The organism is Pseudomonas sp. CM27 (genome assembly GCF_013179515.1).
Taxonomy (GTDB): Bacteria; Pseudomonadota; Gammaproteobacteria; order Pseudomonadales; family Pseudomonadaceae; genus Aquipseudomonas.
Window position 1 is genome coordinate 22,461 of sequence record NZ_JABMCN010000011.1, and the last position, 19,939, is coordinate 42,399.

At 62.9% G+C, this 19,939-nt stretch carries 18 protein-coding genes; 3 read left to right on the forward strand and 15 right to left on the reverse strand.

The window, feature by feature from the left end; all coding sequences use genetic code 11:
• Window positions 1–24: 24 nt before the first annotated feature.
• The 10 genes from HP547_RS02760 to ubiE all read right to left on the reverse strand — a co-directional run bounded on the left by HP547_RS02760 (window position 25) and on the right by ubiE (window position 7,826).
• The gene (locus HP547_RS02760; protein ID WP_172220177.1) at window positions 25–1,605 is read right to left on the reverse strand and encodes a methyl-accepting chemotaxis protein; all 1,581 of its coding nucleotides are present in this window, start codon (window positions 1,603–1,605) and stop codon (window positions 25–27) included.
• A 101-nt stretch (window positions 1,606–1,706) separates the two neighbouring features.
• The gene (locus HP547_RS02765; RefSeq protein WP_172220156.1) at window positions 1,707–2,414 is read right to left on the reverse strand and encodes a 16S rRNA (uracil(1498)-N(3))-methyltransferase; all 708 of its coding nucleotides are present in this window, start codon (window positions 2,412–2,414) and stop codon (window positions 1,707–1,709) included.
• On the reverse strand, window positions 2,411–3,199 hold the full coding sequence (gene tatC / locus HP547_RS02770; RefSeq protein WP_172220153.1) for a twin-arginine translocase subunit TatC: 789 nt from the start codon (window positions 3,197–3,199) through the stop codon (window positions 2,411–2,413). Before tatC ends, HP547_RS02765 begins: the two co-directional genes overlap by 4 nt.
• A complete protein-coding gene (tatB, locus tag HP547_RS02775) occupies window positions 3,196–3,573 on the reverse strand; it encodes a Sec-independent protein translocase protein TatB (RefSeq protein WP_172220150.1) in 378 nt (125 codons plus the stop codon). The genes tatC and tatB overlap by 4 nt, the downstream gene beginning before the upstream one ends.
• A gap of 2 nt (window positions 3,574–3,575) precedes the next feature.
• Window positions 3,576–3,848 (reverse strand): twin-arginine translocase TatA/TatE family subunit, encoded by a 273-nt coding sequence (locus tag HP547_RS02780; RefSeq protein ID WP_172220147.1) that lies wholly within the window; start codon window positions 3,846–3,848, stop codon window positions 3,576–3,578.
• A 166-nt stretch (window positions 3,849–4,014) separates the two neighbouring features.
• On the reverse strand, window positions 4,015–4,350 hold the full coding sequence (locus HP547_RS02785; RefSeq protein ID WP_172220144.1) for a phosphoribosyl-ATP diphosphatase: 336 nt from the start codon (window positions 4,348–4,350) through the stop codon (window positions 4,015–4,017).
• 1 nt (window position 4,351) lies between these two features.
• Window positions 4,352–4,744, reverse strand: a complete 393-nt coding sequence (hisI, locus tag HP547_RS02790) for a phosphoribosyl-AMP cyclohydrolase (protein ID WP_172220141.1) — start codon at window positions 4,742–4,744, stop codon at window positions 4,352–4,354.
• Between the two features lie 72 nt (window positions 4,745–4,816).
• Window positions 4,817–6,436 carry a ubiquinone biosynthesis regulatory protein kinase UbiB gene (ubiB, locus tag HP547_RS02795; RefSeq protein WP_172220138.1) on the reverse strand — a complete coding sequence of 540 codons (1,620 nt, stop codon included), beginning with the start codon at window positions 6,434–6,436 and terminating at the stop codon, window positions 4,817–4,819.
• Window positions 6,433–7,056 carry an SCP2 domain-containing protein gene (locus tag HP547_RS02800; RefSeq protein WP_172285448.1) on the reverse strand — a complete coding sequence of 208 codons (624 nt, stop codon included), beginning with the start codon at window positions 7,054–7,056 and terminating at the stop codon, window positions 6,433–6,435. Before HP547_RS02800 ends, ubiB begins: the two co-directional genes overlap by 4 nt.
• On the reverse strand, window positions 7,056–7,826 hold the full coding sequence (gene ubiE, locus HP547_RS02805; protein ID WP_172220132.1) for a bifunctional demethylmenaquinone methyltransferase/2-methoxy-6-polyprenyl-1,4-benzoquinol methylase UbiE: 771 nt from the start codon (window positions 7,824–7,826) through the stop codon (window positions 7,056–7,058). The genes HP547_RS02800 and ubiE overlap by 1 nt, the downstream gene beginning before the upstream one ends.
• A gap of 124 nt (window positions 7,827–7,950) precedes the next feature.
• Between ubiE and HP547_RS02810 the strand changes: the two genes are divergently transcribed.
• Window positions 7,951–8,226 carry a polyhydroxyalkanoic acid system family protein gene (locus tag HP547_RS02810; protein WP_033701930.1) on the forward strand — a complete coding sequence of 92 codons (276 nt, stop codon included), beginning with the start codon at window positions 7,951–7,953 and terminating at the stop codon, window positions 8,224–8,226.
• Window positions 8,227–8,274: 48 nt separating this feature from the next.
• Here the strand turns inward: HP547_RS02810 and HP547_RS02815 are convergent, their stop codons facing one another.
• Window positions 8,275–12,711, reverse strand: coding sequence for a DUF6543 domain-containing protein (locus tag HP547_RS02815; RefSeq protein ID WP_172285449.1), 4,437 nt, complete (start codon window positions 12,709–12,711; stop codon window positions 8,275–8,277).
• Between the two features lie 532 nt (window positions 12,712–13,243).
• Here HP547_RS02815 and HP547_RS02820 point away from each other — a divergent pair.
• Together HP547_RS02820 and HP547_RS02825 are read left to right on the forward strand one after the other, a co-directional pair.
• Window positions 13,244–13,663, forward strand: a complete 420-nt coding sequence (locus tag HP547_RS02820) for a phasin family protein (protein WP_172285450.1) — start codon at window positions 13,244–13,246, stop codon at window positions 13,661–13,663.
• A gap of 10 nt (window positions 13,664–13,673) precedes the next feature.
• Window positions 13,674–14,450 carry a phasin family protein gene (locus HP547_RS02825; protein WP_172220123.1) on the forward strand — a complete coding sequence of 259 codons (777 nt, stop codon included), beginning with the start codon at window positions 13,674–13,676 and terminating at the stop codon, window positions 14,448–14,450.
• A 142-nt stretch (window positions 14,451–14,592) separates the two neighbouring features.
• Here the strand turns inward: HP547_RS02825 and HP547_RS02830 are convergent, their stop codons facing one another.
• The 4 genes from HP547_RS02830 to phaC (HP547_RS02845) all read right to left on the reverse strand — a co-directional run bounded on the left by HP547_RS02830 (window position 14,593) and on the right by phaC (HP547_RS02845) (window position 19,637).
• On the reverse strand, window positions 14,593–15,207 hold the full coding sequence (locus tag HP547_RS02830) for a TetR/AcrR family transcriptional regulator (protein WP_172285451.1): 615 nt from the start codon (window positions 15,205–15,207) through the stop codon (window positions 14,593–14,595).
• A 13-nt stretch (window positions 15,208–15,220) separates the two neighbouring features.
• Window positions 15,221–16,903: a class II poly(R)-hydroxyalkanoic acid synthase gene (gene phaC, locus HP547_RS02835; protein ID WP_172285452.1), complete on the reverse strand. Its 1,683-nt coding sequence runs from the start codon at window positions 16,901–16,903 to the stop codon at window positions 15,221–15,223.
• A gap of 140 nt (window positions 16,904–17,043) precedes the next feature.
• On the reverse strand, window positions 17,044–17,895 hold the full coding sequence (gene phaZ, locus HP547_RS02840; protein ID WP_172220113.1) for a poly(3-hydroxyalkanoate) depolymerase: 852 nt from the start codon (window positions 17,893–17,895) through the stop codon (window positions 17,044–17,046).
• A gap of 62 nt (window positions 17,896–17,957) precedes the next feature.
• On the reverse strand, window positions 17,958–19,637 hold the full coding sequence (phaC, locus tag HP547_RS02845) for a class II poly(R)-hydroxyalkanoic acid synthase (RefSeq protein WP_172220110.1): 1,680 nt from the start codon (window positions 19,635–19,637) through the stop codon (window positions 17,958–17,960).
• Between the last annotated feature and the right edge of the window lie 302 nt (window positions 19,638–19,939).

Below are 19,939 nucleotides of genomic sequence, written 5' to 3' on the forward strand. Positions count from 1 at the left end.
ACAGGAACGTGTGGTCCCGCTGGATCAGAGCCTGAACCGCCCCACCAACCCCTGTAAATGGGTGCCTAGCCGCGCCAGCTCCACACTCGAACTGGCCGTCTCTTCACTGGCCGCCGAGGTCTGGTCGGAGATATCCCGCACATTCATGACGCTGCGGTTGATTTCCTCGGCTACCGCCGTCTGTTCCTCCGCCGCCGTGGCAATCTGCTGGTTCATCGCCTGGATCGACGATACGGTACGGGTGATCGTCTCCAGCGAGCTGCCGGCACGGCGGGTCAGCTCGACGCTGCTGTCGGTCAGCTGGCGGCTGTTGTCCATCACGCTGGCCACCCGTTGGGTGCCGCTTTGCAGGCCGGCGATCAGCTCTTCAATCTCTTCGGTCGACTGCTGGGTACGCTGGGCCAGGCTGCGCACTTCGTCGGCTACCACGGCAAAACCACGGCCAGCCTCGCCGGCGCGGGCGGCTTCGATGGCCGCGTTGAGGGCAAGCAGGTTGGTCTGCTGCGCTACCGACTTGATCACGTCGAGCACACTGCCGATCTTGTCGCTTTCGGCCTTGAGCTGGTTCATCGCCTCGCTTGAGTTGACCACTTCGCCGGCCAGGCGCTCGATCTGCGCGACCGCCTCGCCGACTACCCGGTCGCCTTCACGGGCCTGCTGGTCGGCCATCAGGGCGGCCTCCGAGGCCTGTTCCGCATTGCGTGCCACTTCATGCACGGTGGCAGTCATCTGGTTCATGGCGGTCGCTACCTGATCGGTCTCGACCTTCTGGTTGTTGACCCCTGCGCTGGTCTGCTCGGTGACAGCCGACAGCTGTTCGGCCGCACTGGCAATCTGGGTGACGCCATCGCCGATGCCGCCGATCAGTTCGCGCAGGCCCTGGGTCATGCGCTGCATGCTGGCTTGCAACTGGCCCAGTTCATCGCGTCGCTGCACCTGCAGCTGGTTCTCGGTCAGGTCGCCATTGGCCACGCGTTCGGCGGCGCGCAAGGTCTGGCGCAGCGGGATGATGATCTGCCGGGTGATGGCCCAGGCTGCCAGCAGGCCCAACGCCAGCGCCAGCACCGTAGCCATGGCGAGCAGGCTCTTGGCCCGCGCGGCACCTTCATCGCGCACGACGGTTTGCGAGGCAGTCATCGCCTGGCTGGCTTTCAGCAAGACCGTGCCCTGGTCGGCCATGCGCCGCAATGCCTGCTCCGTGGCGTCCGGGTCGGCAGCGGACCGGCTGAGGTCGGCGTACGCTTGCCGATATTCGCGTACGGCTGCCAGCTGCTGCTGAAGGCGTTGCTGATCCTCAGGTTGGTCGATCTGCCCTAGCATCAGCTGGATCTGCCGCTCCAGGTCGTTCAGGGCCTTCTCCAGCTCTGCCACGGCCACGTTGTCGCGGTTGCGTTCGTAGTGTTGCCGGGCAATGCGCAAGTCCTGGGTGTACTGGTGAATCACCGAGATATTGCCCAGCTTGTCGCCACGATCGATGATGCTGTCCATGCCCAGCCAGCCGGTCACGGTGATGGCCAGGGTCAGCAGCAGCACCAGGCCGAAGCCCAGCCCCAGTTTGCGATTGACGCTCACATTGCCCAACGATTGGGCTAACCCTTGATACATTTACGACTCCCCGGCGCCTTGGCAGCACAAATAGTTGTTGTGTTGCCAAGGCCATCGGCCTGGGGGAGGGAAACTTGATGGGCGAAAAAGTGGCGTTTACGTCAGAAAATACGCGAAAGCAGCGCAGTTACTGCAGTCTCGACGCGCAAGATGCGATCACCCAACTGCACTGGCGCCAAGCCGGCCTTGCCCAGCAGGTCGACTTCGTAGGGGATCCAGCCACCCTCGGGGCCGATGGCCAGGGTCACGGCTTGTTCCACGGCGCGCGGGCAGGCGGGGTAGGGGCCGGGGTGGCCTACCAGGCCGAGAGTACCGGCGGCGATGGCCGGCAGACGGTCTTCGACGAAGGGCTTGAAGCGCTTTTCGATGATCACCTCAGGCAGCACGGTATCGCGCGCCTGCTCGAGGCCGAGGATAAGGTTGTCGCGGATGCTTTCCGGCTGCAGGAAGGGCGTTTGCCAGAAGCTTTTCTCGACCTTGTAGCTGTTCAGCAGGATCAGCCGCGGCACGCCCAGGGTCGCCACGGTCTGGAACAGCCGCCGCAGCATTTTCGGCCGTGGCACAGCCAGCACCAGGGTCAGCGGCAGTTTGGTTGGCGGCTGCTGGTCGAAGGCGACTTCAAGTTCGGCTTCGTGCTTGTCCAGGCGCAGCACGGTAGCCTTGCCCATCAGGCCGTTGATACGGCCCACGCGCAGGTTGTCGCCCACCGCCACGCGATGGATTTCCTGCATGTGGGTGAAGCGCCGATCAGCGAGAACGACACGGTCGGCCGAAACGAAGTCGGCCTCTTCAAGGAGCAACAGGTTCACGATTGGGTCGCAGGCGGCTGATCGTTATGGTCATCGGCGGTTTCGTCGTGGGTACTGCGCTTGCGAATCAGGCTGCCGCACAGCAGGCCTACCTCGAACAGCAGCCACATGGGCACGGCCAGCAGGGTCTGGGAGAAGATGTCCGGCGGGGTAAGAACCATGCCGACTACGAAGCAGCCGATGATCACGTACGGGCGGATTTTCTTCAGGTACTTCACGTCGACCACGCCGATCCACACCAGCAGTACCACCGCCACCGGGATTTCGAAGGCTACGCCAAAGGCGAAGAACAGCGTCATCACGAAGTCGAGGTAGTTGGCGATGTCGGTCATCATCGACACACCGGCCGGAGTGGCGGCGGCGAAGAACTTGAACATCAGCGGGAATACGAAGAAATAAGCGAACGCCATGCCGGCGTAGAACAGCAGGATGCTCGACACCAGCAACGGTATGGCGATGCGTTTTTCGTGGCGGTACAGCCCAGGTGCGATAAACCCCCAGATTTGCTGGAGGATGAACGGGATGGCCAGGAACAGCGACACGATCATGGTCAGCTTGAACGGCGTCAGGAACGGCGAGGCCACGTCGGTGGCGATCATCGTTGCATTGGCCGGCAGGTGATCACGCAGTGGCGCGGAGACCAGGGTGTAGATCTGCTGGGCGAATGAGAACAGCCCGGCAAAGATCAGGAAAATGACCGCGACGCAGCGCAGCAGGCGGGTGCGCAGTTCGGTCAGGTGCGAAACCAGCGGCATTGGCTGGTCGTGTTCCGGATTCTCGCTCATGGGGCTCGCGGCGTTTCAGGCGGTTCAGAAGGGGCTACCGGTGCCGCAGGTGCTTCGACCGACCTGGCTTCGAGCCCGGCAGGGGGTTGCACGGTGGCGGTGGTCACGGGCGGCTGCGCAGGTGTGGCCATCGGGTTGAGAATGCGCTTGGCTTCCTCTTCCATCTGCAGGATATGCTCGTTGTGCAGCTGGCGGCGTATGTCGTCGGCGCCGATTTCGCGCTCGACTTCCATCTTGATGCTGTTGAAGCTGCGCTTGAGTCGGCCGATCCACAGCCCTGCCGTGCGCGCGGCACCCGGCAGGCGCTCGGGGCCGAGCACCAGCAGGGCGACCAGGCCGACGAGCAGCAGCTCGGTGAAACTGATGCCGAACATGGTCAGTCTTTCCGCTGCGGCTCTTGGACCGGTTGGGCCTGGCCATCGATGGTGTGCCCTTGGGCCTGTTGCGCAGTGTTCTGCACCGGAGGCACAGGCTGGGCGGGCGGCGGGGTTTGCTCGGCCGGCTTGTTCTCTTCTTCGTTCATGGCCTTGCGGAAGCCCTTGATCGATTCGCCCAGGTCACTGCCGAAGTTCTTCAGCTTCTTGGTGCCGAACACCAGGACCACGACGACCAGCAGGACGATCCAGTGTTTCCAGTCAAAAATACCCATTTCGTACTCCTGAATATTGTGTGTTGGCCCTATCCGGGCTGCATTGCAAACCTTGTGGGAGCGGGTTCACCCGCGAACACCGGCGCAGCCGGTGCCATATATCGCGTTGCAAGCTTCGCGGGTGAACCCGCTCCCACAGGGGCGCGCAGCACGCCCCGAAAATACATCAGGCAGAAGGCGTTCGTGCGGCCTTCTCATCATGACCGGACAAGCCAAAGCGGCGGTCCAGTTCATCGAGCACGGCTTGCGGATGCTGGCCCAGTGCGCTGAGCATCACCAGGCTATGAAACCACAGGTCGGCGGTTTCATAGATGACATCGCTGTAATCCTTGCTGACGGCGGCATCCTTGGCGGCAATGATCGTCTCGATCGACTCTTCGCCGAGTTTTTCCAGAATCTTGTTCAGGCCCTTGTGGTACAGGCTGGCCACGTAGGAGCTGTCAGGGGCCGCTTGCTTGCGTTCTTCAAGCACTTCGGCCAGGCGGTCGAGGGTGTCGCTCATGTCAGTGTCCTGCGCTGTAGATGGCATCCGGGTCCTTCAGGACCGGGTCGACGGTGTTCCACTGGCCGTTTTCGAAAACCCGGTAGAAGCAGCTTTCACGGCCGGTATGGCAGGCGATATGGCCCAGTTGCTCGACCATCAGGATGATCACGTCGGCGTCGCAGTCCAGGCGCATTTCGTGCAGTTTCTGCACATGGCCCGATTCTTCGCCTTTGCGCCACAGCTTGCCACGCGACCGTGACCAGTAGATGGCGCGTTGCTCGGCGGCGGTCAGGGCCAGCGATTCGCGGTTCATCCAGGCCATCATCAGCACGCGTCCGGTCTTGTGGTCCTGGGCGATAGCCGGTACCAGGCCGTCGCTGTTCCACTTGATCTCGTCCAGCCAGTCTTTCATCGTCGACTCCAAAACGGGCCCGCTCCTGTGCCGGGCCCTTTGCGCTAGTGTGCCAGCCGCAGGCGCGGCTGGCTATTGGCGCACAATCAGGTAAAGGCCCGCAGCCAGCATCAGCCAGGCCGGCCAGGCAGCCGGGGCGGCCAGGCTGGCGGCTTCGGCGGCGCCGGCAGCCAGTACCGCACCCCCGCCCAGCAGGCCGGCGCCGAGCAGGCGCAGCGCCCGGCGGTCGCCCTGGCGGCGCCGTTCCGGCATCTGCGGGTCTTGCAGGTGCGGTTGCGACAGGCGCTCAAGCAGGTCGCGGGCCATGCCCGCCAGATGCGGCAGCTGTTCGGCCTGGCTATAGACATTGCCCAGCACGGCCTTGGGGCTCATGCGCTCGCGCATCCAGCGCTCGAGAAATGGCTTGGCGGTACTCCACAGGTCCAGGTCGGGGTACAGCTGGCGGCCCAGGCCTTCGATGTTGAGCAGGGTCTTCTGCAGCAGCACCAGCTGCGGCTGCACTTCCATATTGAAGCGCCGCGCGGTCTGGAACAGGCGCATCAGCACCTGGCCGAAGGAAATATCCTTTAACGGTTTTTCGAAGATCGGCTCGCAGACAGTGCGGATCGCTGCCTCGAACTCGTTGACCTTGGTGTGCGCCGGTACCCAGCCCGAGTCGATGTGCAGCTGGGCAACGCGGCGATAGTCACGCTTGAAGAAGGCAATCAGGTTGCGCGCCAGGTAGTCCTGGTCTTCCGAGGTGAGGCTGCCGACGATGCCGCAGTCGATGGCGATGTACTGCGGGCTCCAGGGTTTGACCGTGCTGACGAAGATGTTGCCGGGGTGCATGTCGGCATGGAAGAAACTGTCGCGGAACACCTGGGTGAAGAACACCTCCACGCCGCGTTCGGCCAGCAGCTTCATGTCGGTGCGCTGGTCGGCCAGGGTCGCCATGTCGGTCACCGGTACGCCGTAGATGCGCTCCATGACCAGCACCTTGGGCCGGCACAGGTCCCAGTACACCTGAGGCACGTACATCAGCTCGGAGCCTTCGAAGTTGCGCCGCAGCTGGCTGGCGTTGGCCGCCTCGCGCAGCAGGTCGAGCTCGTCGTAGATGGTCTTTTCGTAGTCGCCGACGATTTCCACCGGGTGCAGACGGCGGGCGTCGGCCGAGGCGCGTTCGGCGGCCTTGGCGATCAGGAACAGCCAGGCGAGGTCCTGGGCGATTACCGGCTTCAGGCCTGGGCGCACCACCTTTACCACCACCTCTTCGCCGGTTTTCAGGCGTGCGGCATGCACCTGGGCCACCGAGGCCGAGGCCAGCGGCTCCACGTCGAAGCGGCTGAACAGCTGCGCCACCGGGGCGCCCAGTTGTGCCTCGATCAGCGCCACGGCCTGCTTGGGGTCGAACGGCGGTACGCGGTCCTGCAGCAGCATCAACTCGTCGGCGATGTCGTTGGGCAGCAGGTCGCGCCGGGTAGACAGCAACTGGCCGAACTTGATGAAGATCGGCCCCAGGTCCTGCAGCGCCAGGCGCAGGCGTGCGCCGCGATTGAGCTCGGACGGTTTGCGAGGCAGCCAGCGCCATGGCATCAGCAGGCGCAGACTCATCAGCCACCAAGGCAGCGGCAGGTCGAACAGCAGGTCATCGAGACGGTAGCGGATCACCACACGCTGGATGCGAAAAAGACGGCGGACGGCGAGCAGCTTCATGCGTTATCGCTGGTATCAAGGGATCGGGAAAGGCGCTGCAGGCGCGCCTCGAGGCGTTCGGTATCAAGCTTCAGGGCGTCGAGTTCGCTGAAGGCGGCTTCGGCTTCGCGCTTGCCGACCAGGGTGCGGGACTCTTCGGCCAGGTAGTCGGACAGGTTGCGGCTGAAGCGCGCCAGGCCCTGACGGGTCCAGCGTGCGCGCAGGCGGACATGGCCGGCCAGCAGCGCCGTGGCCACCGGGCCGAGCCAGCGCTGCAGTTCGTGCTCCCAGTCCAGTTCCAGGTCTTGCAGCACGCCGAACAGGTCGAGCAATACGGCGCTGTCGCCGTGCAGTTCGACCTGCGGGCTGTGCAGCACAGCGGTCTTGTCGCTGGCCAGGGCCAGTTGCGCCAGGCTGCTGGCCGGGGCGCGCAGGCTGCAATCAACCTCGCCTTGCCAGTGGGCGGCGAGCATCAGGCCCTCTTCATCGGGCAGGATGAACACCTGCAGGGCCGGTTGGCGGCAGTCGATCTCTATGACCTTGCCTTCCAGCGCAGCCAGCCGCGGCAGGGCCGTGCTGTCCATGCGCAAGACCCGGTTCAGGCCATGTTCGACGCTGGCGAGCAGCCCGGCCAGCAGCATCAGGGTTTGATCCCCCGGTGCACGGCTACGATGCCGCTGGTCATGTTGTGGTAGGTGACGCGGTCGAAGCCGGCCTCGACCATCATGCTCTTCAGCGTTTCCTGGTCAGGGTGCATGCGGATCGATTCGGCCAGGTAACGGTAGCTTTCGGAGTCGTTGGTGATCAGCTTGCCGGCCAGCGGCATGAAGGCGAACGAGTAGGCATCGTAGGCCTTGGACATCAGCTTGCTGGTCGGCTTGGAGAATTCCAGGATCAACAGCCGGCCACCGGGCTTGAGCACGCGCAGCATCGAGCGGATGGCCTGGTCCTTGTGGGTGACGTTGCGCAGGCCGAAGGCGATGGTCACGCAGTCGAAGTGGTTGTCCGGGAACGGCAGCTTCTCGGCGTCGGCCTGGACGAACTCGATGTTGCCGGCCACGCCACGGTCGAGCAGGCGGTCACGGCCAACCTTTAGCATCGACTCGTTGATGTCGGCCAGCACCACTTGCCCGGTAGGGCCGACAAGGCGCGAGAACTTGGCGGCCAGGTCGCCGGTCCCACCGGCGATGTCGAGCACGCGGTTGCCGCTGCGCACACCCGACAGCTCGATGGTAAAGCGCTTCCACAGGCGGTGCATGCCGCCGGACAGCACATCGTTCATAAGGTCGTACTTGGCGGCCACCGAGTGGAATACTTCGGCGACTTTTTTCGCCTTCTGGCTTTCAGGGACGTCCTGGTAGCCGAAATGGGTGGTGGGTTCGGCGTGTTCGCCTTTGCGCTGGTCGTTCATATCGCTTCACCGGAAAAAATTACCGCCATTCTAGGGCGAACAGGCAGATTTGTCTTGGCGGGGTGTGCCAGTGGGCAGGGGCGGGCATAATGCCAATTATGTCTACATCTTCAGGAATGCCCGCATGACCCAGATCAGCGTCGAACGCAAACACTCACTCGGCCGCGAGGCCGCCCGTGCCAAGGCCGAAGCGCTGGTCGACAAACTCAGCCGCGAATACGACCTGAAGGCCACCTGGAACGGTGATCGCGTCGATGTGGCGCGCAGCGGCGCCAACGGCAGCGTGCACATTGGCGATGACAGCATTCGCGTGGAACTGAAGCTTGGCATGATGCTGTCGATGATGAGCGGCACCATCAAGGGTGAGATCGAGCGCGCGCTGGACAAGGCCCTGGCCTGAGTCGGGCTGCCTGCCGATGGCCGAGCAGGCAGCGCTGCCAATCGGGCTTCAGGAGGCAGGAAACGGTATCACGCCCTCGACCTGTGCCAGTTTGAGGTCACCCCGGTACACGTTGGCTCGCTCGGTGGCACTGCTTGCCGCTTCCAGGCGGGCGCTGCGGCTCAGCCCGAGGGGCTCGGGGAATTTCAGGTGGCCTTTGCTGAAATCGTGCGAGCCCGCGTCTGCACGGGCATAGTGGAAATGTGCCTCCCACAGGGTTTCCTCTGGCAGATCTGCCCTGCGGATCGTGTAGACATCCAGGAAGTCACCGGCCCGCAGGCGTTTTCTCACCCGGCCTGGCTGGATGATGATCTTGCCTGCCCGGTGCAGGTAGTTCAGTGCATCGCTCCCGGGGTGGCGAGTATTCAGGTAGGTTACTGTCAGCAGTTCGTTTTTGAGTGTGCGCAGCGCGGCGCTGGTCTCGCCTAGACGAGCAGTCATCGCTTGGTCCTGGTGGCTGGTGCCGAGCCCGGACGCCAGCTCGTCCAGATTGTCGATGAAACCGTCCATGAGGTCTGCCAGACCGTTCGGTTCATCGCTGCTTACATACTGGCGAGCGGTAATCTCAAGACGTGTCGTTCCCCCCATCAAGGATGTAGCACGCTCACGCATTGCCCGGTAGTTGCGAGGCCCGGCCTGGGGGGCAGGGGTGTCGTCATAAAGCCCTTCCCGTTGCTCGTACACCTGCAACACCTGGCCGCTGTCTGGATCATGCTGAGCCATCTGGCTGGACCCCTCGACCTCATCGCCCAGTACTGCCCTGCCTCTTGACGTCCTTATCAACTTGCGGCGCCCCGGGCGTATGCGGTGAGCCACCTGCCGCGGCGCAGGCGGGTCAGGTAGCTGGCTGTCGCTCAATACTGTACTCAGATTGCTTTCTGCGACCTGCTTGAGGGCGCCCACTTCAGCGATATAGGCGTCCAGCATCGGCATGTCCAGCGCCGGGTCTTCCCACAGTTGCAGATACCTGGCAATGCCTGTCGCGCGCTCGTACTGGCGCAGGGCGTAGTTGAGGATTTCAGCCTGGTCGGCAAGCGAAAGGTCGCTACCTGCCAACAGTTCATGGCTGATCGCTGCTGTCCGAAAGTCGTCGTTGAACAGCTCGGCGTGCATCAAGCGCAACGCGTCGCCATCGACGTCGGTCGACAATGCACGGTCGAACGTCAACTGGTACAGGTCGCCGATGACCTGCCTGCGCAACAGGACTGAGGAACAGGGGCGCATCTCGATCAACTTTCGAATCTGGTTTTCCTTGTCCGCAAACTGGATTTTCGCATCGTTGAGGGTGGCCAGGGTATTGCGGTCAAGGCGCAGGCTGGCCTCGAGGATACGTCGGTCGATAGCGAGAACATCGCGATAGCGGCCGCGCACTGCGGTGTATTGCTGCAGCTGTTGCGCGTCCAGAGGACCTGAAGGAAGCAGGGCATTCTGTCGCTCGATTTCGCGATGGTCTGCCAGCTGGCGCAGCCTCAGGAACAAAATAGTGTCGTTCTTGATGAGCTTGTAGGCCAGGTCACCCCGGGTACGCTGGTTGTCTGCCTGCCAGGGTGCAGATTGTTTCACTACACGGCCAGTCTGCGCATCGAACTGTTCCTTCACCAGCGCAAGCTTGGCAAACCGAGGCTCAGCGAGCGCTTCGCAGCGTTGGAGCATGCGGGTCATCAGCCGTGCCGACTCTTCATGACAGCGCGCGCTCAGCTGCAGGTCCAGGAGAATCTCCGAGCGCAAGGTGCCAAGAGCGTCATAGCTTTGTTGCATGTCTTCGGGCAGGTTGCCGGGGTCGGTACGTAACAGGCCGAGTTGTGACTGGTAAGTGCTTTCGAACAACAGCAGTTGGCGGTCAAACGGATCGAGCGCCAGGCGTTTGCGCACTGCCTGTTCCGCAAGCCGGGCCAGGCTGTTGCTGTCGGCGACCTGTTCGACGATCGCGGCCTGGAACGCTGCATCATTTTCAGCCGCCAGCTGCCGCGCGCTTTTGGGCATTCCACCGGGCAGGTGCAGGTCAATGACCCACTCTTCGTTCCAGCGGGTCAGCCATGGGCCTTTGCGGCGCTCGCGCCCGACGATGTAGTAACCGTCCCGCTCGCCTCCCCATTCACTGCTCCAGGGGCCTTGGCTCTGGTCTGGGCCGATGATGCGCATGCCGTTCCATTCTTCCTGTACTTCATAGGCATCGTCCTGCAGCTTCACGTAATGGCGCCCCTGCAGCTTGAACAGCCCGCGCAGCCGTCCCTGGGTTTCCAGGATGGCGCTTGCCAGTGAGTGCCGCGCACGCAGGCTGCCCAAGGTGCGCAACAAGGCAGGTGGCAGGTTTCCCAGGCGCTGGTTGGCGTGCCAGCGCCTCACCGTCAGGGCTGTGGGCACCTGCTCGGTCACGGGCTGCCACTCTCGTGGTCGAGGCTTTTCTGCTGGGACCTGCACCACGCCGCTGTGCTCAGGCGATGGGTCGTTCAGCCGGAGTTCTGGCAGTTGGGGTTCAGGCGTGCGGGGTGTCGCTATGGTGTGGATCAGCAGCATAGCCACGTTACTGATCAGATCTGCGGTGGCCATCGCTCGTTGTTCAACGGTGCCATTTGATAGCGCGTCAATATCGTTTTTCAGTGCCATCAGGCTGGTGACGAGCCACGCAAGGGTGGCGGCGGGTCCACGCAATAGGGTCAAAGCGGTGTTGAACAGCACGGCGGCAAAATGCACAAGCATTGCCCAGCGTTCCTGGCTATTGGACACGCTTTGGCGCGAGGCCAGCTGCCGCATGGCATTGAGCCGCGCTTCGAACATGTGGATATCGAGCCTGGTTGGCCATGGCCTGAACGCGGCGCTGGCGGGCTGCTCGAGTTTCTTCAGGATGGTCGTTACCACGGCAGTGGAGGGGCTGAAGGTATAGGCCAGTGATTCAAGTTCAGGATGAATGTGGGGTTTGCTGAAGCCACCGTTGGCATACCTGGCCCTGGCGGCTGCGCTCATCCAGTCGAGCATGCTCTGGCCCAGCGCTGGCTCGGTACGAATGCAATCCATCAGCTGCGCAATGCTCGGGAACACCCGTACAGGGTCTTCGGGGTAGAGCGGGCGATATAGCATCCAGTTTCCGGTTGCGTGCAGCTTGATCAGGAACATGCAGGCCACCTCGTCCTTTGCGGCCCCGGGGGCGAAGGCAAAGGCGAGCGGGGCCAGGGTCAGTTGGCGCTGATCGTCGCTGTCGCCGTGGCAGAAATCGTTGATGGTCTGGTGGGTGCGGCTGTCCAGTTTGCCGCCAATCCTGGCTTTGAGAGCGCTGAACAACAGGCCGCTGCGCCATTCGCGGGCATAATTGTGTATCCGCTGCAGGGTCGCCTGTTCCTCGGCCAGAACGTGGTCCAGGTACGCGGGGTAGTTGCCGCCGATGTCGAGCTCACCGATCCACCGGGCGATAGTGTCCAGATCCAGGTCTTTGTCGGCCAGGGCGTTGCCAGCCAGGTCGCTGAGGCCCGTGGCCGACTCCCCTATGCCGCTGTCCAGGCGCGAGACCATCAGCTCGGTGAGCGACACATGCCGGCTGATTTCGAGCCGGGCCAGGCCAGTACTGGAGTACTGCATCGGCACGGACAATGTGACCATCACCCGATCTGGGTGATAACGGGGCTTGCCGTCGGCCCTCTGTGGCATTTTCTGCAGCAGCCTGTCGACTGCATAGCGATGGATGTCCTGCACATCATCCAGCGCCGATTTGCCCTGGGACAACGCCTGGCAGGCCGAGAGCTCCAACAGCGCCGCGTAATAGTCCAGGCGCTCGGTGCTACTGGCCTGGGCCAGCCAGCCAGGCAGTTCGACCACTGGAAGGTCGGGCGCCAGGTAGGCGTGGTCAAGGAAATAGCTCGAAGGGTCGCTGACCCTGTCGAAGGTGCTCTCCAGCGTACTGACGCTGTCATGGCTGGCCACCTGCACCTGGCCTATGCGCATGAGCGTGTCGTTGAGCAATTGCGTGGCCTGAAAGCTGAAAGGGTCACCTTCTACAGGCTGATATGCCCAGGACATGCTTTGGAACACCTGTTGGCCAGCGAGCGCATCGCGTAACGCGGTGGCGAATGCCGACAGGCTGACGTAGCTGTGGACAATGCCCGATGGTCTGCACCAGAGCACGCGCTGCCCGGGGGCGGTGATGATGAGCAGGTCGGGAAGTGACTGGTGACGGGTGATGCCATCGCGCTGCAATGTTACCTGCAGTGCCTGCACAGCAGGCCTTTCACCGCTGCTGGCAATCAGCGAATACAAGATGGACCTGTCTGCCCCACTCAGGCCCTGACGATGAACCTTGTCGAGCCACGCGGCCTTGAGCATCTGCTGCAACCATTCCAGGGGCGTTATCCCTGATGCATCGCTGGGCCCAGTCCAGAAACTGATCAGCGCTTGTTGGTAACGCTCGATCAGCCTGCCGAGCAGGTCGGTGAAGTCCCCGTCGAGATGGGTCATGCTCAAGCTGATTTCAGGCCGGGTCGCCGGGTCGGCCCCCTGTTCCTGAGCGCGAAAAACTGTGGGTGGCGCCAGGCTTACCTGGTCGGAAGGCACCAGCACTGTGGGGCTGGCGCCTAGAAAACACGCCAGTAGTGCGTCGACCAGGGGGCATGGGGCAGACGCTGCGCGAAGAATGTAAAAGGGCTGCAGAGAATCGAGCTGTGGGTAACCCTGGCGTATCCAGGGATAGCGCCCGGTCAGGGCGGCAAAGCCTTCTTTGGCGGCCACAGCGCGCAGGCCTGGTCGTTTGGCGAAATGGGAAGCAACCAGGCGTTTGAACGATGGCCTGGGTTCCGCTGGGTTGTGGGACATGCAGTGTGCTCCGGTCGTTTGGCTGGCGACGGTAGAGCGCATGCTTGTCAGCGCGGCGGTAGATAGATCAGTGGCTGCAATGCTTAGGGTGAAGATTCTAATTTCCCGCCTTACCTTATGCTCAAGCCCAACCTCCATGGGCGGTTTCTCCTCCACTCATGAGCATGAGGTACAGAGCATGGCCAAAGTGAATGTGAAGAAAAAGGACGACGCCCAGAGCACCTTGGGCGAGGTGCGCGGCTACGCGCGCAAGATCTGGCTGGCTGGCATCGGCGCTTACGCGCGGGTGGGCCAGGAAGGTTCGGACTACTTCCAGGAGCTGGTGAAAGCCGGTGAAGGCGTAGAAAAACGTGGCAAGAAACTCATCGACAAAGAGCTCGATGCGGCCAACCACCAGATCGACGAAGCCACCCATGAGGTGAGCCGCGTACGCGGCAAGGTCGAAGTTCAACTGGATAAAATCGAAAAAGCTTTCGACGCGCGGGTCGGTCGCGCCTTGAATCGCCTTGGCATTCCGTCTAAACATGACGTTGAAGCGTTGTCGATCAAGCTTGAACAGCTGCACGAGCTGCTTGAGCGTGTCGCGCAAAAACCATAAGGAGAGCAGGATGGCTGGCAAGAAGAATTCCGACAAAGAAGGCAGCTCCTGGGTCGGCGGGATCGAGAAGTATTCCCGCAAGATCTGGCTGGCGGGGCTGGGTATCTACTCGAAAGTCGACCAGGACGGCCCCAAGCTGTTCGACTCGCTGGTGAAGGATGGCGAGAAGGCCGAGAAGCAAGCGAAGAAAACCGCTGAAGAGGTAGCCGACAGCGCCAAATCATCGACCACTTCGCGTGTGTCGGGCGTGAAAGATCGTGCGCTGGGCAAGTGGAGTGAGCTCGAAGAGGCCTTTGACAAGCGCCTGAACAGCGCCATCTCGCGCCTCGGTGTGCCAAGCCGCAACGAGATCAAGGCCCTGCACCAGCAGGTGGATAGCCTGACCAAACAGATCGAGAAACTGACCGGCGCTTCGGTTACGCCCGTTTCGTCGCGCGCGGCTGCGGCCAAGCCGGCGGCACGCAAGGCAGCGGCCAAGCCATTGGCCAAGGCGGCAGCTGACAAGCCAGCGGCAAAAACTGCCGCGGCAAAACCTGCGGCTAAAACTGCAGCGGCAAAACCAGCAGCCAAAACCGCTGCTGCGAAGCCGGCAGCCAAGCCTGCAGCGGCCAAGCCAGCGGCAGCGAAGAAACCAGCTGTGAAGAAAGCGCCGGCCAAACCGGCAGCCGCCAAGCCAGCAGCCCCAGCAGCCAGCGCTGCGCCAGCTGCGACCGCCGCCCCGGCACCTGCCGCGGCCCCCGCCAGCAGCACGCCGTCGGCACCTACCGGCACCGGTACCCTGATCTGATACCGCGTTCGCCTTATTCGCGGGTGAATCGGATCGCCGCACCGCCGCTCCCACAGGACCACGCTATGCCTGTGGGAGCGGCGGTGCGGCGATCCGATTCACCCGCGAATGCGTCGGCAAGGGCAATACATCCCGGACAGGTCTACTCCTCCAGATACTTCACTGCCAACTGCTCCGCCGCCGCCCGTGCCTGCGGTTGCAGATGCGGCGCCACCAGCATCATCACCTGATACACCACAATTCCCACATCCCCTTCGCGCCCCAGCACCCGCTGGTAATCCAGCGAAAACATCAGGGTCATGGTGGTCTGCTCCACCAACTGCCCCAACGCCTGCGTCTCGCTGACCACCTGGCCCTGGCCCTTGAGGCTGGCCAGCAATGCCGCAAGCGTGCGCTTGAGTGCGTTGATCAGGCTGCGCATGCCGCGGGCCAGTTTCGGCAGGCGGCCAGTCAGGTTGGACAGGTCCTGGAACAGAAACCGGTACTGGGCCATGCGCTCCACGATCAAGTGCAGGAACAGCCAGTAGTCCTCAGCCTCCAGGCGAACCTCCAACGGTGGATCGAGCAAGGGCATCAACGCCTCTTCAAAGCGCTCGAAAAGCCCTAGCACCAGGGGTTCCTTGCCGTGGAAGTGGTAATACAGGTTGCCTGGGCTGATGCCCAGTTCGTTGGCAATTTCCAGGGTGGATACGTTCGGCTCGCCCTGCTGGTTGAACAGCTGCAGGGCGCATTCGAGGATACGGTCGCGGGTCTTCATCCAGTGAACATGCTCATCGGGTCAGGACATAGGTGCCTGGCGCGGGGCCCAGCGGTGGGTAGGTGCTGTTGCCCAGTTCGGTGCGGGGTGCCTTCAGCGGGCCCGAGCGTGGGGTGATCCATTCCAGCCACAATGGCCACCAGCTGCCTTCGCTACGCTTGGCGTCGTGGAACCACGCACGCGGGTCGCTGGAAAGCCTGGGGTTGGCCAGGTAGTAGGCTTTGGGATTGCCGGGCGGGTTGATGATGCTCTGGATATGCCCGCTGTTGGCCAGGATGAAGCGGCGCTCGCCACCCAGCAGCAGGGACGAGCGGTACACCGCGTCCCATGGGGTGATGTGGTCATTGCTGCCGGCAACGGTGAAGCTGTCGAGGTCGACCTGCGACAAGTCGATGGGCGTGCCGCACACTTCGAGGCCGGCCGGGTAGGTGAGGGGGTTGAGCTTGAAGAAGTCCAGCAGGTCGCCATGCAGCGCGGCGGGCAGGCGCGTGCTGTCGGCGTTCCAGTAAAGGATGTCGAAGGCCGGTGGTGTCTTGCCGAGCAGGTAGTTGTTGACCCAATAGTTCCAGATCAGGTCGTTGGGCCGCATCCAGGCGAAAATCCGCGCCACCTCGCCACCGTCCAGCACGCCACGCTGGTACGAGCGGCGCTTGGCTGCCTCGATCGTCTGTTCGTCGGCGAACAGGCTGGCGGGGCTCTCGAACTTGCTGTCCAGCAGGCTGACAAGGTAGGTGGCGCTGCGTACCCGACGCAGCTGCTGCTTGGCCTGCAGGTGACCTTGCAGCGCGGCCATGGTCAGGCCGCCAGCACAGGCACCCATCAGGTTGGGGTCGCGGTTGCCACTGATGCTGCGGCAGGCGTTGAGTGCTTCCTCCAGGGCCTGTACGTAGCTCGACAGCCCCCATTCGCGATGGCGGGGGTCAGGGTTGCGCCAGCTGACCATGAACACCTGCAGGCCACTCTTGAGCATGTACTGGACGAAGCTGTTGCTCGCGCTGAGGTCGAAGATGTAGAACTTGTTGATTTGCGGCGGCACCACCAGCAGTGGGCGTGCGTGCTGCTTTTCGCTCATCGGCTTGTACTGGATCAACTCCAGCAGCTCATTGCGAAACACCACCGCGCCGGGGGTTGCCGCCAGGTTGCCGCCTACCTCGAAGGCGCGCTCGTCTACCTGGCGCGGCAGGCCGTCGTTATGGCGCAGGTCTTCAAGCAGGTGCGCCACGCCACGCACCAGGCTCTGGCCGCCGGTATTGAACAGCTCCTTGACGGCCAGCGGGTTGAGCAGCGAGTTGCTGGGGGCCAGGGCATCGTTGAGCAGGTTGAACAGAAAGTGCGTGCGGGCCCGGTCGTCGTCGCTCAGGTGGCTTTCCTCGATCCACTGGCGGGTTTGCTTCTGCCACGCCAGGTACGCCTGCAGACTGCGGCGGTAGAACGGGTTGCTGCTCCATGTGGGGTCGCTGAAGCGCGCGTCACGGGGGTTTGGCTGGTACGGCGTGTCGCCCAGCACTACCCGCCCCAGTTGCCCGCCGAGGGCTAGCAGATGCTGCGCGGTATGCAGCGGGTGGCGCAGGCCATGGCGGCCGACATTGCGCAGGGTGGACAGCAGGTCGCGGCCGCGCAGGCCGAGGATGGCGTTCTGCACGTTCATGTGGGTGGCGGGGAGCGATGTCGATCCTTTGGCCGGTTTTTCTTTCATGGCAACATTCCCTCGTCTAAGCCATTTTCAGCCGCTGGCACTATGAGAGCGGGTTTACCCGCGAACACCGGCAAAGCCGGTGCCATACACCGAGTTGGCTTTTCGCGGGTAAACCCGCTCCCACAGGTTTTGCGTCGCCCTCACAAACCCGAGGCCGGGCGTGGGTGCATGACCGCGCGCTGTCGTTCTTGCTGCAGGAACTTCATGATGATCGGGGCGACGGCCTCGGCCCGGGTGATCAGAAACAGATGGCCGTCGTCGATAATGTGTAGCTGGGCATTGGGAATCCGCCAGGCCAGCAGGCGCATGTTGACCAGCGGGATCAGCGGGTCGTCGTCGCCGGCCAGCACCAGGGTCGGCTGCTGGATCTTGTGCAGCCAGTGGATGCTGGTCCAGCCAAGCCCGGCGAACAGTTGCCAGTAATAGCCCAGCTTGCCGCCGGAGCGCACCTTGGCCGCATGGTGCATGGCCAGCTCGGGGTCACGCCGAAAGCCGCCGCCATAGATCATCGGTGCGATGCGGATGACGTGCGACGGCTGCACGTAGCGCCGTGGGCTGGCCATCATCCACAACACTTTCGGCTTGCCCGGCACCATCACCGCACCGGCGGCGGTGGCGGCCAGCACCAGCTTCTTGCAGCGCTCGGGGTAGTCGTGGGCGAACTGCTGGGCCAGGGCGCCGCCCCAGGACACGCCGATGGCATTTACCTGCCCGTAGTCGAGGTAGTCGAGCATGCGTGCCGTCAGCTTGGCCAGCCCGGGGAAGCGATACGGGTGGCGTGGCGTGGACGACCCGCCGACCCCGGGTACGTCGAAGGCGATGACTTCCAGGTCCGGGTCCAGTGCTTCGATGAACGGAAACACCAGCTCCAGGTTGGCTCCGATGCCGTTGAAGATCAGCAACGGTGTCAGGTGTGGCTTGCCTGGCCGGACGGCGGTGCGAATGGACTGGTTGTCCAGCTCGACGGTCCTGAAGATATAGGGTTGCGGCATGCGCGTGACTCTTGGGTGAAGTTAACACCGTGGCGCCCAGCAGGGCGCCACGGCGCTGCAACTCAACGCTCGTGAACGTAGGTGCCCGGTGCGGCTTCGCCAGCGGCATAGGCGCGGTTGCCCAGGCGGGTAGGTGCCTTTTTCAGCTCGCCTGCACGTTCGCCCAGCCAGCTTTGCCAGTGCAGCCACCATGAGTCGGCGTGCTTGGTGGCGTTTTCCTGCCAGGCCACCGGGTCGCCCGGGCGGTCGGCACCCGTCATGAAGCGTGCCTTGGGGTTGCCCGGCGGGTTGAGGATGCTCTGGATATGGCCGCTGTTGGACAGCACGAACTCGATCTTGCCGCCAAACAGGTGCGCCGAGCGGTAGCACGACTGCCACGGGGTGATGTGGTCGGAGGTGCCGGCAACGCTGAAAATGTCGCAGTGCACGTTCTTCAGGTCGATCGGGGTGCCGCACACTTCCAGTGCATCCGGGCGCGTCAGCGGGTTGCTTTTGAACATTTCGATGAGGTCGCCGTGGAAGGCGGCCGGCAGGCGCGTGGTGTCGTTGTTCCAGAACAGGATGTCGAACACTGGCGGCTCGTTGCCGAGCAGGTAGTTGTTGACCCAGTAGTTCCAGATCAGGTCGTTGGGGCGCATCCAGGCGAACACCTTGGCCATCTCGCTGCCTTCGAGCACGCCGGCCTGGTATGAATGGCGCTTGGCGGCTTCCAGGGTCTGCTCGTCGACGAACAGCGCCACCTGGTTATCCATGGTGGTATCCAGCACGCTTACCAGCAAGGTCAGGGCGTTGACCTTGTTTTCACCGATTGCGGCGTAGTGGCCTACCAGCGCGGTGCAGGTGATGCCGCCAGAGCATGCACCGAGCATGTTCAGGTCCTTGCTGCCGGTAATGGCCAGCACCGCGTCGACAGCCTCCTTGAGCGCGTCGATGTAGGTGGACAGGCCCCATTCGCGCTGGGCCTTGGTCGGGTTGCGCCAGCTGATGATGAACGTCTGCTGCTGCGAGCGCAGGCAGTAGCGGGCCAGGCTTTTTTCCGGGCTGAGATCGAACACGTAGAACTTGTTGATCTGCGGTGGCACCACCAGCAGCGGACGGGCATGCACCTGCTCGGTGATGGGGCTGTACTGGATCAGCTCCAGCACGTCGTTGCGGTACACCACGGCACCTTCGCTGGTGCCCAGGTTCTTGCCCACCTCGAAGGCGTCCATGTTTACCTGGCTGGGCATGCCGCCGTTGTTGACCATGTCCTTGGCCAGATTCGACAGGCCATCGAGCAGGCTTTTGCCACCCGTTTCGAAGAAGCGTTTGACCGCTGCCGGGTTGGACAGGGTATTGGTCGGGGCCATGGCTTCGGTCATCAGGTTGATGACGAACTGGCCGCGGCTGATGTCCTGGGGTGACAGGTCGCTGCTGGCGACCCAGTCCTGCAGTTCGTTGCGCCAGGCCAGGTAGGTTTGCAGGTAGCGGCGGTACAGCGGGTTGTTGCTCCAGGCCGGGTCGTTGAAGCGACGGTCGTCGCTTTCCGGGGCCAGGCTGGACTTGCCCAGCAGTACGTTTTTCAGCTCCAGGCCGAAGTGGGCCACATGCTTGGCGCTGTGCAGCGGTTGGCGCACGGCCTGGCGCAGCACGGTACGTGCCGAGCTCAACAGGTCCTTGCGGCGAATGCCGATGACCGGGTTCAGCCCCAGGGTGTTTTCCGAGGCCTGCCGCTGCAGCTCATCGTTGTTCTTGTTACTCATCTACGACGCTCCGTTGTCCTGAGACGAGTACCGGATGCCTGTGCCGGAAGCACAGTCCTGAGCCCGGTACTGCTACTCGGGTGACCAGTGATAAGGAACAGCGGTGCTGCGGGGGTTCTGACTGCCTGCAAGGTGATGCAGGGAACTTGCCACACCCATTGGTTACCCGACTTTCATGTAATGCGCAAGACAGCCCGTCACTGGGCTGTCTGTAGGGCATTCAAACAGATGAATTTAGAAAATGCGCTCTAAACCTTGCAGGCCTTGCGCTAGAGCATGAGTTTGACCACGGCTTCGGCCGG

Excerpts from the sequence above, each read along its gene's own strand:
- HP547_RS02760 (WP_172220177.1), bottom strand. The coding sequence starts at position 1,605 with ATGTATCAAGGGTTAGCCCAATCGTTGGGCAATGTGAGCGTCAATCGC.
- tatC (WP_172220153.1), bottom strand. The coding sequence starts at position 3,199 with ATGAGCGAGAATCCGGAACACGACCAGCCAATGCCGCTGGTTTCGCAC.
- tatB (WP_172220150.1), bottom strand. The coding sequence starts at position 3,573 with ATGTTCGGCATCAGTTTCACCGAGCTGCTGCTCGTCGGCCTGGTCGCC.
- HP547_RS02780 (WP_172220147.1), bottom strand. The coding sequence starts at position 3,848 with ATGGGTATTTTTGACTGGAAACACTGGATCGTCCTGCTGGTCGTCGTG.
- HP547_RS02785 (WP_172220144.1), bottom strand. The coding sequence starts at position 4,350 with ATGAGCGACACCCTCGACCGCCTGGCCGAAGTGCTTGAAGAACGCAAG.
- hisI (WP_172220141.1), bottom strand. The coding sequence starts at position 4,744 with ATGAAAGACTGGCTGGACGAGATCAAGTGGAACAGCGACGGCCTGGTA.
- ubiB (WP_172220138.1), bottom strand. The coding sequence starts at position 6,436 with ATGAAGCTGCTCGCCGTCCGCCGTCTTTTTCGCATCCAGCGTGTGGTG.
- HP547_RS02800 (WP_172285448.1), bottom strand. The coding sequence starts at position 7,056 with ATGCTGCTGGCCGGGCTGCTCGCCAGCGTCGAACATGGCCTGAACCGG.
- ubiE (WP_172220132.1), bottom strand. The coding sequence starts at position 7,826 with ATGAACGACCAGCGCAAAGGCGAACACGCCGAACCCACCACCCATTTC.
- HP547_RS02810 (WP_033701930.1), top strand. The coding sequence starts at position 7,951 with ATGACCCAGATCAGCGTCGAACGCAAACACTCACTCGGCCGCGAGGCC.
- HP547_RS02815 (WP_172285449.1), bottom strand. The coding sequence starts at position 12,711 with ATGACCCATCTCGACGGGGACTTCACCGACCTGCTCGGCAGGCTGATC.
- HP547_RS02820 (WP_172285450.1), top strand. The coding sequence starts at position 13,244 with ATGGCCAAAGTGAATGTGAAGAAAAAGGACGACGCCCAGAGCACCTTG.
- HP547_RS02825 (WP_172220123.1), top strand. The coding sequence starts at position 13,674 with ATGGCTGGCAAGAAGAATTCCGACAAAGAAGGCAGCTCCTGGGTCGGC.
- HP547_RS02830 (WP_172285451.1), bottom strand. The coding sequence starts at position 15,207 with ATGAAGACCCGCGACCGTATCCTCGAATGCGCCCTGCAGCTGTTCAAC.
- phaC (WP_172285452.1), bottom strand. The coding sequence starts at position 16,903 with ATGAAAGAAAAACCGGCCAAAGGATCGACATCGCTCCCCGCCACCCAC.
- phaZ (WP_172220113.1), bottom strand. The coding sequence starts at position 17,895 with ATGCCGCAACCCTATATCTTCAGGACCGTCGAGCTGGACAACCAGTCC.
- phaC (WP_172220110.1), bottom strand. The coding sequence starts at position 19,637 with ATGAGTAACAAGAACAACGATGAGCTGCAGCGGCAGGCCTCGGAAAAC.